General features: G+C 63.8%; 14 protein-coding genes. All 14 read right to left on the bottom strand.

All coding sequences use genetic code 11. The features are described 5' to 3' along the window. Positions 1-82: 82 nt before the first annotated feature. A complete protein-coding gene (locus ACREYQ_RS19140) occupies positions 83-1561 on the bottom strand; it encodes an NAD(P)(+) transhydrogenase (Re/Si-specific) subunit beta (protein ID WP_432261764.1) in 1479 nt (492 codons plus the stop codon). Continuing rightward, complete coding sequence (locus tag ACREYQ_RS19135) at positions 1561-1884, bottom strand: NAD(P) transhydrogenase subunit alpha (protein WP_432261763.1); 324 nt, start codon at positions 1882-1884, stop codon at positions 1561-1563. Before ACREYQ_RS19135 ends, ACREYQ_RS19140 begins: the two co-directional genes overlap by 1 nt. A 13-nt stretch (positions 1885-1897) precedes the next feature. Continuing rightward, positions 1898-3016: a Re/Si-specific NAD(P)(+) transhydrogenase subunit alpha gene (locus ACREYQ_RS19130; protein WP_432261762.1), complete on the bottom strand. Its 1119-nt coding sequence runs from the start codon at positions 3014-3016 to the stop codon at positions 1898-1900. 19 nt (positions 3017-3035) lie between these two features. Continuing rightward, positions 3036-3815, bottom strand: coding sequence for an SDR family NAD(P)-dependent oxidoreductase (locus tag ACREYQ_RS19125; RefSeq protein ID WP_432261761.1), 780 nt, complete (start codon positions 3813-3815; stop codon positions 3036-3038). Positions 3816-3850: 35 nt separating this feature from the next. After that, complete coding sequence (locus tag ACREYQ_RS19120) at positions 3851-4183, bottom strand: hypothetical protein (protein ID WP_432261760.1); 333 nt, start codon at positions 4181-4183, stop codon at positions 3851-3853. Positions 4184-4236: 53 nt separating this feature from the next. Continuing rightward, positions 4237-5313, bottom strand: coding sequence for a phosphotransferase (locus ACREYQ_RS19115; RefSeq protein ID WP_432262598.1), 1077 nt, complete (start codon positions 5311-5313; stop codon positions 4237-4239). A gap of 13 nt (positions 5314-5326) precedes the next feature. After that, a complete protein-coding gene (locus tag ACREYQ_RS19110; protein WP_432261759.1) occupies positions 5327-5995 on the bottom strand; it encodes a hypothetical protein in 669 nt (222 codons plus the stop codon). A gap of 37 nt (positions 5996-6032) precedes the next feature. Next, entirely contained in the window at positions 6033-6692 is a 660-nt protein-coding gene (locus ACREYQ_RS19105) for a c-type cytochrome (protein WP_432261758.1), read from the bottom strand. A 9-nt stretch (positions 6693-6701) separates the two neighbouring features. Further along, entirely contained in the window at positions 6702-8159 is a 1458-nt protein-coding gene (locus ACREYQ_RS19100; protein ID WP_432261757.1) for a flavin monoamine oxidase family protein, read from the bottom strand. A 23-nt stretch (positions 8160-8182) separates the two neighbouring features. Next, a complete protein-coding gene (locus ACREYQ_RS19095) occupies positions 8183-8551 on the bottom strand; it encodes a hypothetical protein (protein WP_432261756.1) in 369 nt (122 codons plus the stop codon). Positions 8552-8639: 88 nt separating this feature from the next. Beyond that, entirely contained in the window at positions 8640-9929 is a 1290-nt protein-coding gene (locus ACREYQ_RS19090; protein WP_432261755.1) for an acyl-CoA dehydrogenase family protein, read from the bottom strand. A 168-nt stretch (positions 9930-10097) separates the two neighbouring features. Beyond that, entirely contained in the window at positions 10098-10784 is a 687-nt protein-coding gene (locus ACREYQ_RS19085) for a TetR/AcrR family transcriptional regulator (RefSeq protein ID WP_432261754.1), read from the bottom strand. Positions 10785-10957: 173 nt separating this feature from the next. Next, on the bottom strand, positions 10958-12247 hold the full coding sequence (locus ACREYQ_RS19080; protein WP_432261753.1) for an acyl-CoA dehydrogenase family protein: 1290 nt from the start codon (positions 12245-12247) through the stop codon (positions 10958-10960). 170 nt (positions 12248-12417) lie between these two features. Beyond that, positions 12418-13116, bottom strand: coding sequence for a TetR/AcrR family transcriptional regulator (locus ACREYQ_RS19075; RefSeq protein ID WP_432261752.1), 699 nt, complete (start codon positions 13114-13116; stop codon positions 12418-12420). Between the last annotated feature and the right edge of the window lie 63 nt (positions 13117-13179).

Below are 13179 nucleotides of genomic sequence, written 5' to 3'. Positions count from 1 at the left end.
GTCCCCTGTGTCATTACCTCGTGCTATGAGCGCATCTGGGAAACGTTCCGGAGGACAGACCCATTCACTCCATGCGTGAGAGTTATGCTTCGACGGCCTTGAACATGTCCTCGACCACCTTCTTGGCGTCGCCAAACACCATCATGGTCTTGTCCATGTAGAACAGTTCGTTGTCCAGGCCGGCATAACCGGCGGCCATCGAGCGCTTGTTGACGATGATGGTCTTGGCCTTGTAGGCCTCCAGAATCGGCATGCCCGCGATCGGTGACTTCGGATCGGTCTTGGCCGAGGGGTTCACGACGTCGTTGGCGCCAAGTACCAGCACAACGTCGGCCTGGCCGAACTCGCTGTTGATGTCTTCCATCTCGAAGACCATGTCGTACGGCACTTCGGCTTCGGCCAGCAGCACGTTCATGTGGCCCGGCATGCGGCCCGCCACCGGGTGGATCGCGTACTTCACCGTCACGCCCTTCTCGTGCAGCTTCTCGGTCAGTTCCTTGAGCGCGTGCTGCGCACGGGCCACGGCCAGGCCGTAGCCCGGCACGATGATGACCGTCTCGGCATTGCCCATCAGGAAGGCCGCGTCGTCGGCGGAGCCCGACTTGACGTTGCGCTGGGCTTGCGCACCGGCCGCGCCGGCCCCAGCCGCTTCGCCACCGAAGCCGCCCAGGATCACGTTGAAGAACGAACGGTTCATCGCCTTGCACATGATGTACGAGAGGATGGCACCGCTTGAGCCCACCAGCGAGCCTGCGATGATCAGCATCGGATTGTTCAGAGAGAAGCCGATGCCCGCCGCCGCCCAGCCCGAATACGAGTTGAGCATCGACACCACCACCGGCATGTCGGCGCCGCCGATCGGGATGATGATCAGCACGCCGAGCACGAAGGCGATGGCCAGCATCACCAGGAACGGCATCCATTCCTGCGTCATGAAGAACGCGATGCCGAAGCCGAGCATCGCGACCGCCAGGGCCAGGTTCAGCATGTGCTGGCCGGCGAACACCACCGGCGCGCCCTGGAACAGGCGGAACTTGTAGCGCCCGGCCAGCTTGCCGAAGGCGATCACCGAACCGGAGAAGGTAATGGCGCCGACGAAGCAGCCGATGAACAGTTCGATGCGGTTGCCCGTCGGGATTTCATGCGAGCCCGCCGGTGCGATGCCAAACGCCGAAGGCTCGGCCACCGCCGCCACCGCGATGAACACGGCGGCCAGACCAATCAGCGAGTGCATGGCCGCAACCAGTTCCGGCATCTTGGTCATCTCGACCTTCTTCGCCACATAGGCGCCGATGCCGCCGCCCACCACCAGCGCGCCGAAGATCAGCGCCGGGCCCGAAACAACTAATGACTGCGCCGTGCCGGCCGCCAGGAACTCGTTCTTGAGCTTGACGATCAGCACCAGCGTGGTGACCACGGCAATGGCCATGCCGATCATGCCGAAGGCATTGCCCTTGCGGGCCGATGCCGGGTGCGAAAGCCCCTTGAGCGCCTGGATGAAGCAGACCGAGGCGACCAGGTAGAGCAGGGAGACAAGGTTCATGCTGACGAGTTCGGTCATCACGCAGCCTCCCTGGCGCCGGCCTTGGCCTTGGGCGCTTTCTTCTTGAACATTTCCAGCATGCGCTGGGTCACCAGGAAACCGCCGAACACGTTGACGGCAGCCAAGGCCACCGCCAGCGTGCCCATGATGCGGCCCGTGGCGCCCTCGGTGAGGCCGGCCGCCAGCATGGCGCCGACGATGATGATGGCCGAGATTGCATTGGTCACGGCCATCAGCGGGGTGTGCAGCGCGGGCGTTACCGTCCACACCACGTGGTAACCCACGTAGATCGCCAGCACAAAGATGATCAGGTTGATCACCGTGTGGTTCACCATCTCCATATCTTCTGTCTCCTTATTCCACGAGCGCCGGCTCATCGGCTCGGCTCACCAAGCATGCGGCGACGATGTCATCTTCGAGGTTCAGCGTGAACTGGCCTTCCTTGTCGATGACCAGCTTGAGGAAATCCAGCACGTTGCGGGCATAGAGCGCCGAGGCGTCGGCCGCGACCATGCTGGCGAGGTTGGTGTGCCCGATCAGGGTGACGCCATTGCGCTCGACCACTTCGTCGGCCACGGTCAGCGGGCAGTTGCCGCCTTGCGCGGCGGCCAGGTCGACCACCACCGAGCCCGGCTTCATCTGCTGCACGGTGGCTTCCTGCAGCAGCACGGGTGCCATGCGGCCCGGGATCAGCGCGGTGGTGATGATGATGTCGGCCTGTTTCGCCCGCTCATGCACCAGTTCGGCCTGGCGGCGCATCCAGTCGGGCGGCATCGGGCGGGCATAGCCGCCGACGCCTTGCGCGATCTCGCGTTCTTCGTCGGTGATGAACGGCACGTCCAGGAACTTGCCGCCGAGCGATTCGATCTGTTCCTTCACGGCCGGGCGCACGTCCGAGGCCTCGATCACCGCGCCCAGGCGCTTGGCCGTGGCGATGGCCTGCAGGCCCGCCACGCCGGCGCCGAGGATCAGCACGCGCGCCGCCTTGACGGTGCCCGCGGCGGTCATCAGCATCGGCATGAATCGCTGGTAATAGTGCGCGGCGATCAGCACGGCCTTGTAGCCGGCGATATTGGCCTGCGAGGAGAGCACGTCCATGCTCTGCGCGCGCGTGGTGCGCGGCGCGGCTTCGAGCGCGAAGGCGGTGATCGATGCCGCCGCCATGCGCGCATTGTTCTCGACATCGAACGGATTTAGCATGCCCACCAGCACCGAGCCCGGCTTCATCTGGGCCAGCTCCGCGGCTTCCGGCGCGCGCACCTTCAGCACAAGGTTGGCGCCGAGTGCCTCGGCGGCGCTGCCGATACGCGCGCCGGCGGCCTCATAGGCGGCGTCCGGCTGGCTGGCCCGTACGCCGGCACCAGCCTGCACCACGACCTTGTGGCCCTGGGCAACATACTTCTTGACGGTTTCAGGAGTGGCGGCGACGCGCGTCTCGCCACGGACTATTTCCAGCGGAATACCAATTTGCATATCGATAGACTCCCTTGTGTCAGGCCAGCGTCAGCCCGCCGTCGACAAGCAGGGTTTCGCCAACCATATAAGAGGCCAAGGGAGAGGCCAGGAAAACGGCTACCCCGGCAATCTCGTGCGGCAAGCCCATGCGGCCGAGCGGCACGCGCGAGAGCGTTGCATCGAGCCGCGCCGGCGAAGCCGTGGTCACCTTGGTGAGCTTGGTATCCACCAGCCCCGGCGCAATGCCGTTGACGCGGATACCTTCGCCCGCCCAGGCCTCACCCAGCGTGCGGGTCAGGCCCACCACGCCCGACTTGGATGCGGCGTAAGCCGGGTTTCCCCGCACGGACCGGAAGCCGGCGATCGAGCTCAGCGTAACCAGAGAACCCTGGCTCTCACGGAGCATCGGCCGGAACTTGACCGCGCACGCCATCACGCTGGACAGGTTCAGGCGCAGGACCTGGTCAAAGGCTTCCATCTCGAACTCGGCCCGCTTGTACAGGATGGTGCCCTGCGACAGCACCAGCACATCCAGATGCTCGAAGGCAGGCTGCACGGAGTGAATCGCGGCCTGGTCTGAGACGTCTACCTGCGCATAGTGCAGGCCGTCCAGATCCGAGCCCTCGTCGGCGCTGTAGTCGGAGGCGCGGGCGCGCGTGCCCCACGCGTGGACCTCTGCGCCAAGTTGCCGGAACGCCTGGGCAATGCCGTTGCCGATGCCACTGGAGCCGCCCACGACCAGCACCGTCTTGCCGGTAAAGTCCAGGAAATTGGCAATGCCAGACTGAGTGACGGGAGAGGTAGTTTTGTTCGTCATGATGCTGTGATGTTGGAAGAAGTGCGGTAGCAAAGTCAGCGCAGGTCATCCCAGGCGCAGTAGCGGTCCCCGCTCCTGGCGTGAAACAGGAAGTCGTGATCCCGCGCTTCAGGCAGGAGCTCCACCGCGAGGCTTTGCGCGGTTTCGAAGGTGCAATGGAGCGAGATCCTGCTGCCCTCCTTCAGGCAGATCTCCAACATCGACGAGTCCTCGAAGAAGATCACTTGAGCGACGCCGGCCTGTTCCACGATGACCTCAAGACCAGGCCCAGGCAATTCCATTTTCACCTGCTCATCTCGGGCCAGGAACTTCAGTCCGGTCTCGACGGGGCGGCGGAGTCCACCCCCTGCCGCGCTACACAAGCTCATGGGCCCTTTCGCAAACTGATGCGCCCTGCCGTTGTGGCCTGGATGCACGCCGGTCATCGCAAATGCTTTTGCAGGTATTTCCAGGCCATCACCGCCACCGGCCGGGCGAGTTTCCCGGTGTCAAGCGCTTGCGCGGACGACGCCGTGCCATCCACCACTCGCTTCATGATCCCTTGCAGGATGCCAGCGGTGCGGAACATGCTGAAAGCCAGGTAGAAATTCCAGTCTCCGGCGATCTTGCGCCCGGTACGTTGTTCATAGGCACGGCGGTAGGCCGCTTCGTCCGGGATACCCAGGCTCGCGCGATGAACGCCTGCCATGCCCCGCAGCGGGCCCGGTTCGATATGCCAACTCATGCAGTGATAACTGAAGTCCGCCATCGGATGCCCCAGCGTCGAGAGTTCCCAGTCAAGCAAGGCTAGGACACGAGGCTCGGTCGGATGAAAGATCAGGTTATCGAGACGGTAATCGCCGTGAACGATGCAGACCTGCTCCTCCGCTTCGTGCGGTATATGCTGGGGCAGGCACGACATGAGCGCATCCATCGCCGGGATGGATTCGGTCTGGGAAGACTTGTACTGCCTGCTCCACCGTTCGATCTGGCGGGAAAAGTAATTGCCGGGCTTGCCATAGTCTCCCAGGCCGACCGCCTTGTAGTCGATGCTGTGCAGCGCCGCGATGACGCGGTTCATCTCGTCGTAGATGGCCGCGCGCTCGGGCTGGCCCATGCCGGGCAGCGACGGGTCCCACAGCACGCGCCCTTCGACATGCTCCATGATGTAAAAGGCCCGGCCGATCACGGTCTCGTCCTCGCACATGGCATACGTCCTCGCCACCGGCACGTCGGTGCCGGCGAGCGCCGCCATCACGCGGAACTCACGTTCGATGGCATGTGCCGACGGCAGCAGCCTTGCACGCGGGCCAGGCTTGGCACGCATGACGTAGGCCTGGCGAGGCGTGACCAGCTTGAAGGTCGGATTGGACTGACCGCCGTTGAACTGCTCGATGCGCAGCGGACCGGCGAAGCCCTCCACGTGCTGCGCCATCCAGGCCTGGAGGGCTGCAGGATCGAATCCGATGGCATCCGTTACCGGGCGCGTGCCGGCGAACGCGGAAAAGTCATTACTCATACGGTCGCCTTGCTCATCGGGCCGACAGCCTCGCGGCCAGCGACGCTTCGCTCTTTTCCACGCGCTCCAGCGCACCATAGGCGTAAAACATCACGACGCACATGAAGGACCACGTCAGACACGCGAGAACATAGAAAATGGCGTGGTCGTCGTCGCCGGGAATCTTGTAGAAGTCGTAGATGCTGGCGATCGCCTGCGACGTCAGCAGGACCACGAGTACGCCGAGTGCATGCAGGCCCTCGCCGGCGCTCAGCAATTTCCAGGCAAAGTAGGCCAGGTACACGGAGAATGCGGACCACATCGCTACGTAGAAGTACGGCTTTGGCTGCACGACGAAGTCGGCCGACACCAGCACGGCCGTTCCCGCGATGGCGGCAGCAAAGAACAGGACATCCACCAGGATGGACGGCTTGTAGCGATGCGTGACGGCCAACAGCCCGGCCGTGGCGATCACCGGGATGCCGAAGCCCCGCGAGAACGCATCCAGGAAATACGAGATGCGATAGGAGAATTGCACACCGCCCAGGAAATAGAGCAGAAAGTTCGACGCCGAGACCGTCACGACCAGCCACTCAAAGCCGAGAAGATAGTTGCGCTTGCCAAGAAACTTCAGGCCAAAGACCAGGGACGTCGCCACCAGTGTGGCGATCGAAAGACAGAGAATGTAAAAGCTGAGTTCCATCACGACTCCAGGGCTACGTTATTCAACGAGAAATCCATCACTTCTTCTGCGGGGCGAGGCTGGCCAGATAGGTCGCCATCGCTTCGCGGTCCTGCGCCGACGCGGCCGTGGCAATGCGCTTCATCATGCCGGTCGGCTCGCTGCGAGCGCCGTCGGCAAACGCGTCGAACTGCGCAAGCAGGTAGTCATGGCCCTGCCCGGCGAGGCGCGGAAACTGGTCGCGCCCCATCAACTGGCCGCCGTGGCACGCCACGCAATTGCCCGATGCCACCAAATGCCTGCCCTTCTCCCGCAAGACTGCGTCCGGCGTGAAATACCGGTTATCGGCGGCCGGCTGCCTGGCAAAGTGATCGGCCAGATGGTTGATCTCGGTCTCGCTCATGGTCATGGCCAGCGGGCCCATGGTGGGGTTGGGCCGCTCGCCGCTCGCGAACTTGTGGAGCTGGGCCGCCACGTACGGTGCCGGCTGGGCCGCCAGGCTCGGATAGCCCTGATGCAACGAATTGCCCTTGACGCCGTGGCACGCGATGCAGGCGTCGGTCACGTGAGGCCATGGTCCGCTATTGGCCTCGTAGGCCGCCGCGGATGCCGTGACGTAGCGGTCAAGCCGATAGAGTCCTAGCAAGTCGGGGCCGAAGTAAGCCAGCAACCCGGCAACGATGACGCCGGCGGCGCCCAGCAATATCCGTTTCTTCATCTCTGCCTCCTAAGCGCGACGCAGGGCGTTGAGCGCCTCGAGCGCTGCCTGGTGGCCCGATCGCACGGCGCCGTCCATGTAGCCTGCCCAGATCTCGGCCGTCTCGGTGCCGGACCAGATGAGCTTCCCGCAGGGGGGGCGCAAGGCCTCGCCGTGGGCGCTCCAGAAGCCCGGCGGGATCGCGGAGACGCAGGTGATCGTCCATGGATCGGCGCGGCCCCAGTCGTGATCGTGGTATGACACCGGGGACAGCGCTTCGCGGCCGAACGCGCGGGCGTAGAGCGCCGTGAGGAACTGCTGCGCGGCCTTGTGGTCCGACGGCACCTGCGCGTTCGAGATAAAGGCGTTGATGACGCCAATCTCTCCCCCGGGCGGAGAGTTGTCGAAGGCCCACAGGATGGGCCCGTTTACCTGGAAGATATGTCCGTTCAATCCCTTGTCGCGCCAGAACGGGCGGGAATAGACCATGGCCGTCTTGCGTGCCGGCGAGTGGGCGGGCCAGGCCCGTTGCAGCGCGGCACGCTTTGCCGGCAGCGGCGGATCGAACCGGATCTGCTGACACAAGGGCGGGCTCAGGGCCATGATGACCTGGCGGGCACGCACCTCGCCCTGGTCCGTGTGCAGCGTGACGACGTCGCGGTCCCAGCCCGAAATCCGCCGGACCGGGCTCGACAGGCGCACCTTGCTGCCCAATGCCTGCGCCATCCTGTTGCTCAGGATTTGCGAACCGCCGACGAAGCGCGTTTCCTGCGCGCTATGCTTGATGCTGTCGAGCTGCATGTAGTCGCTGGCGGCGGAATTGATCATCGAGAGGAAATGCAGCAGTCCCATCTTGGCCGGCATCACCCCGCCGGACAGCGCGACGCTCGCATTCCAACCGGTGCGATCCTCCGGCTTGATGTCCTGCTTCGCCAGCCAGTCGCCGACCGAGAGCTGGTCCAGTTCGGCCGCCTTCGGTGACTTCCACGGAGCGCCGGAAGGTACGTCGCGCGAGAGCCCGCTGAGCTTGCCCCCGATCGCCTCGTCGCTGCCGAACGTGCCCTTGAGGTCCATCTCCAAGCGGCCGTCACCGCCGAGGATGACGGTGTTGCCCTTGTAGTAGCTCGGGAACGTGTCGACCTCCAGTTCGCGCGCCAGATCCGCCACGGCCGTTTGGCCGGGGCCAATCCACTGGCCGCCGACTTCGGACACCTGCCCCGAACCCACGTCGTAGTTCAGGGTCCGCCCGCCAACGCGGCTGCGTGCCTCGAGCACGGCGAACGACTCGCAGCCGGCATGGCCCAGGTCCCGTGCTGCGGTCAGGCCGGCGAGGCCTGCGCCGACGATCACGACGTCGAGGACGTCATCCGACTTGCCGGCATGTGCCAGTCCCGGGGTCAGACCAAGGCCCATACTGCCTGCGGCAGTCGAGACACCTGCCAGCTTGAGCAGTTGCCTTCGCTGCGTATTGATTGAATGCTTCGCCATGGTGCTTCGTTGTTTCCTATGCCTCATTGCAAATCCAGCGTGAACCTGCGAGCGCCCTTCCCGCCTCTCATGCTTCTGTGCCTGACCGCCCAGACCAGTCCGCGCAGTGCTTGCTGATCAGCCTGTTGCACGGCTGCCGTACATTGGTCCAGGACTTCCGGTTCCGGGAACAACATGAGCTCTGCCGCGCTCCCGAGTACCAGCGCGATATCGAAGGGCGATCCCGCTGCGAGCGCGTGCCGCAGAAGGCTCGACAGGCGGCGTTCGATGCCGGCGCCGTTTGCGGCATCCACGCGAATGCGTGCGACCGAGGCGCGGATCCGGTGGAGCAGCTCGCTGGAGCCCGGTTGCCGCCCCCATGCGGCTACGTTCGCGCTGGAACATGTCGTCATGACTGCTTCTCTATGCAAAGCGCTGGTTGGCCCGCTGCGCCCCCGGTCGACCGCTGCGACGGCCGGTGCCTGACGCATACCCGGACGCTTACTCTTGCGCCCATCCATTCTGGTAAAGCCTGCCGGCCAGTACGCCCAGCCTTGAGGTGAGGACGTAGTTCTCGCCATCCTCGATCAGCGCGGAGCGCACATCGCGGAAGATCTTCTCGATCGGATACTCGCGCGTGGTGCCGTTGCCGCCGAAGAGCTGGAAGGCTTCGTGCGCGATCTTCATCGCCTCTTCGGTCACGCTGACCTTGGCCTGCGCGGTCGCATAGGGATGGCTCTGCGGCGACAGGCGCGCGAACGCCAGGCTGCGGCGTGCGATGGCGCGCGCCATCTCCAGTCGGCGCAGCATCTCGCCCACGCGCAAATGCGTCATCTGGTGATCCATCAGCAGCGCTCCACCCTGCTTGCGCGTGTGGCAATAGCCCAGCGCCAGTTCGAAGGCTGCGCGCGCCACGCCGACGAAGACCTGGCACATGTGGGTACCCGCGAACGACCAGGTCGAGGCCAAGTTGCCAAGGTAGTCATCCTTCAGCGCGATGGCGAAGCGCTTTGGCACCCTGACGTTGTCGAAATAGATCTCGCCTTGCGGCAAGGCACGCTGGCCGATCTTGTCCAGCGGCTTGCCGCGCGAGATTCCAGGCAGGTCGAGCGGCAGGATCAGGCCGATGCCGTTCGTGAACGCACCATGCTCGCCGCTGCCATGGAAGCCGTCGCCGTAGTCCGCCGCCATGTAAGCCAACGCGACCTGCGCCACGGATCCGTTCGACACCCACGCCGAACTCTGCCCGTTGATGACAATCTCATCGGCACCGACCTTCGCGGTGACGTTGCCGACTGGCTGCTTGCCACCCGCGCTCACTTCCTCGCGGTACAGGATCGCGGCATCGGAACCGCGGTCGGGTTGCGTATTCATCCAGCAGCCGACCTTGCCCGCGCACATCTCGATCAATTCCTGGTTACCAAGCGATTGCGCCATCGTCAGCGGCATGGTCGCGGCGCCTAGCGAGACGGCCAGGCCCGATTCGCCCCACCCGAGCTCTTCACCGATCAGCGATTCAATGCGAACGGCGACCTCCGGCGGAAACTGCGCGATGAGCTGCGGGTCGAGCCCCAGCTTCGCGCTTTCCGTCATCGCCGCCCAGTAAGGCGACCCGGGGGCGATGACCTCCTCCGGCGTCATGCGGTCGAGCTCCCGGCCAATCGGCCGCAGTACGTCGCGTGCAAAACGATGGACCGTCTGCTGGATCGCGTTTTCCTCTTCGCTCAACGGCGTCTCGAAACCGGTCATGCCGACTGCGGGCAAGACCGCAGTCTTGTTCAGACGAATCATCTCTGTCTCCATTCTTCGTGGGCGCACACGACCCGGATGGGTGCTGGGGTCGTTCGCCTATTTGTTAGAACACTATACATAACATAGGTCATGTTGACAAACATAAAAGCATAAAAAAAGACAGGGTATTCCCTGTCTTTCCGCGTCCATACAACGACGATGTGATGGCTAGCTGGCCTCTGCGGTTGAGCGCTCCCCCAGTACGAGACGATTGACGGCAGCACGATATGCCTCATCGAGGCCGCCAGGGTAGGAGCGCTTGCGGCGCCCCGCGCCAAGCTGCAATGCGAGACCATCGGCCATCGCGATCAGCAGCGAGGCTGCGTGCAGGCTGTCGGCCATCTTCAGATCCGGATTCACTGCGCGCGCCAGTTCCGCAATGCCACGGGTGAGCGTGTCGTACCACTCGTCAAACATGCGCGCACACTCGGGATCGGTGGAGGCAAGGGAAACGAAGTGCCACCACAACGCCGTATCCTTAGCGTTCCTCGCGTCGGTGAGCGCCTTTTCGAGCAGCGCATCAAGCGCCTCGCGCGGCGATATGCGGCTGTCCAGCGCACGCTTGAGGTCTTCCAGGTAGGTTTCGATGATCGGCGCCATGACGGCGCGCAGCACGGCCTGCCGGGTCGGAAAGTAGTACTGGAGGTTGCTGATGCTGATACCCGCGCCCTGAGCCACGGCACGCAGCGAGAACTCCAGGCTGCCGCCTTCGAGCAGCAGCTTCCTGGCCACGCGGATAATGGCATTGCGCGTGCGCACGCCTTGGGCGCGCAGCCCTTCGGGATCTGCTCCTGTGGACGCCGCAATCGATGTGCGCCGCTTTCTGGTGTTGCGCTGCTCAGTGGGCACTGTCACCTCTTCTGCCTTGAATCAGGGCCTTTCGGCACTGGGAAAGGATCGCGCCAGCGGGTCGCTGGGCGAGCGTCATTATAGCTGACGCCAGTCGGGGCGCGTGGCGCCGGAGCTTCTTCCGCGCCGGCTCCTCCATAGCTTCCGGGTGAATGCGGTTGCCTGCGCCTGAGCGACGCTTAGTCCCTGGTCCACCCGTTCTGATAGAGACGGCTTGCCAGCACGCCGAGGCGCGACGTGAGGACATAGTTCTCGCCGTCTTCGATCAGTGCAGAGCGACAGTCGCGGAAGATCTTCTCGATCGGATACTCGCGCGTGGTGCCGTTGCCGCCGAAGAGCTGGAAGGCTTCGTGCGCGATCTTCATCGCCTCTTCGGTCACGCTGACCTTGGCCTGTGCGGTCGCGTACGGGTGGCTTTGCGGCGACATGCGCGAGTACGCCAGGCTGCGGCGGGAGATCGCGCGCGCCATCTCGAGCCGGCGCAGCATCTCGCCCAGGCGCAACTGCGTCATCTGGTGCTCGACGAGCAGCGCGCCGCCCTGCTTGCGCTCATGGCAATAGGCCAGTGCGAGCTCGAAGGCAGAACGCGCCACGCCGGTGAACACCTGACACATGTTGGTCCCGGCGTGCGACCACGCCGAAGCGATGTTGCCGAGATAATCGTCCTTCAGCGCGACTGCGAAGCGCTTCGGCACCTTGACGTTGTCGAAGAAGATCTCGCCCTGAGGCAGCGCGCGCTGGCCGATCTTGTCCAACGGCTTGCCGCGCGAGATGCCCGGCAGGTCCAGCGGAATCATGACGCCGATGCCGTTCGTGAACGCACCGCGCTCATCGCTGCCGTAGAAGCCATCACCATAATCCGCTGCCATGTACGCGAGCGCCACCTGGGCAACCGAGCCGTTTGACACCCATGACGAGTACTGCCCGTTGATGACGATTTCATCGGCGCCGACCTTGGCGGTGACGTTGCCCAGCGACTGCTTGCCGTGCGCGCTGACTTCCTCGCGATAGAGGATCGCGCCATCAGAGCCGCGGTCAGGCTGCGTGTTCGACCAGCAGCCGACCTTGCCGGCGCACATGTCGATCAGTTCCTGACTGCCGACCGACTGCGCCACCATCATTGGCATGAGCGACGCGGTGATCGACACCGCCAGACCCGCATCGCCCCAACCGAGCTCTTCGCTGATGATCGACTCGATGCGCACCGCCATGTCGGGTGGAAACTGCTCAATCAGCTGAGGGTCAAGCCCTAGCTTGGACGCCTCGATCATGGCCGTCCAGTAGGGAGAACCGGGGGCGATCACCTCCTCCGGCGTCATGCGGTCCAGCTCCCGGCCGATCGGGCGCATCACGTCCCGCGCGAAGCGGTGCACCGTGCCCTGGATCGCACTTTCCTCTTCGCTCAACGGCGTCTCGAAGCCGGTCAACCCGACCGACGGCAACTCCACGGACTTCTTCAGGCGAATCATTTCAGCGCTCCTTCTTACGTGGACACATAGCGACCAGGCACTCATGTCGCCGGGTCCGCTCGTTAATAGAACACCTTACCAACAATAGGTCACTGTACAAATAACATGGCAAAAAAAAAAGACAGGGTATTCCCCTGTCGTGCTGGATTGCCGCGCCTGCTTTTGGGTGGCTACTTTTCGCTGGTGCGCGACGCTCCGAACTCCACCATGGCGTAGGCCATGGTCCGGTATCGCTCTTCAAGTCCTTTCAGGGCGGCGCGCCGCGTACGCCCTGTCCCGAGCTGAAGCGCCAATCCGTCGCCCATCGAAATGAGCAGCGCGGCAACATGCAGGCTGCCGGCGACGTCGTATTTTGGACTCATGCCACGAATCACGCGTGCGAGTTCATCCGTCAGCGTCTCGTACCACTCGTCGAAGAGCCGGGCGCATTCGGGATCGGTCGACGCGAACGAAAGGAAGTCCCGCCACAACGCCACGTACTTGGCGTCTATCATGTCCTGAAGCGTTTGCTTGATGATCTTGTCAAACACCTCATGCGGCGTTACGCCCCCACCGATAACGCGCTTCAGTTCATCCAGGTACACCTTGATTTCAGGTTCCATCACCGCTCGCAGCACGGCGACGCGGGTCGGGAAGTAATACTGGAGGTTGCTCACACTGATGCCCGCACGCAACGCCACCGCGCGCAACGAGAAATCCATCGAGCCGGTCTCGAGCAGGAGCTTCCTCGCCATACGCACGATCGCATTGCGCGTGCGCAAGCCTTGGGCCCGCAGCCCTTCAGTGGCGTTTCCCGCAGCGGTCACACGGGAAGGCTGACGCTTCTTTGTGATGCGCCGCACAACAGGCGCCTTGGTCGTTTTCGTCATGTTTGGACATCATACCTAACAGAAGTCCTTATAATAGCGCTTCGCCGGATTGGCGCGACACCA

It is taken from the genome of Cupriavidus sp. TMH.W2 (assembly GCF_050847365.1).
Taxonomy (GTDB): Bacteria; Pseudomonadota; Gammaproteobacteria; order Burkholderiales; family Burkholderiaceae; genus Cupriavidus.
This window is presented reverse-complemented; position numbering and strand designations above follow the sequence as displayed.

Coding starts and splice junctions, on each gene's coding strand:
- ACREYQ_RS19140 (WP_432261764.1), bottom strand. CDS start 1,561: ATGACCGAACTCGTCAGCATGAACCTTGTCTCCCTGCTCTACCTGGTC.
- ACREYQ_RS19135 (WP_432261763.1), bottom strand. CDS start 1,884: ATGGAGATGGTGAACCACACGGTGATCAACCTGATCATCTTTGTGCTG.
- ACREYQ_RS19130 (WP_432261762.1), bottom strand. CDS start 3,016: ATGCAAATTGGTATTCCGCTGGAAATAGTCCGTGGCGAGACGCGCGTC.
- ACREYQ_RS19125 (WP_432261761.1), bottom strand. CDS start 3,815: ATGACGAACAAAACTACCTCTCCCGTCACTCAGTCTGGCATTGCCAAT.
- ACREYQ_RS19120 (WP_432261760.1), bottom strand. CDS start 4,183: ATGAGCTTGTGTAGCGCGGCAGGGGGTGGACTCCGCCGCCCCGTCGAG.
- ACREYQ_RS19115 (WP_432262598.1), bottom strand. CDS start 5,313: ATGAGTAATGACTTTTCCGCGTTCGCCGGCACGCGCCCGGTAACGGAT.
- ACREYQ_RS19110 (WP_432261759.1), bottom strand. CDS start 5,995: ATGGAACTCAGCTTTTACATTCTCTGTCTTTCGATCGCCACACTGGTG.
- ACREYQ_RS19105 (WP_432261758.1), bottom strand. CDS start 6,692: ATGAAGAAACGGATATTGCTGGGCGCCGCCGGCGTCATCGTTGCCGGG.
- ACREYQ_RS19100 (WP_432261757.1), bottom strand. CDS start 8,159: ATGGCGAAGCATTCAATCAATACGCAGCGAAGGCAACTGCTCAAGCTG.
- ACREYQ_RS19095 (WP_432261756.1), bottom strand. CDS start 8,551: ATGACGACATGTTCCAGCGCGAACGTAGCCGCATGGGGGCGGCAACCG.
- ACREYQ_RS19090 (WP_432261755.1), bottom strand. CDS start 9,929: ATGATTCGTCTGAACAAGACTGCGGTCTTGCCCGCAGTCGGCATGACC.
- ACREYQ_RS19080 (WP_432261753.1), bottom strand. CDS start 12,247: ATGATTCGCCTGAAGAAGTCCGTGGAGTTGCCGTCGGTCGGGTTGACC.
- ACREYQ_RS19075 (WP_432261752.1), bottom strand. CDS start 13,116: ATGACGAAAACGACCAAGGCGCCTGTTGTGCGGCGCATCACAAAGAAG.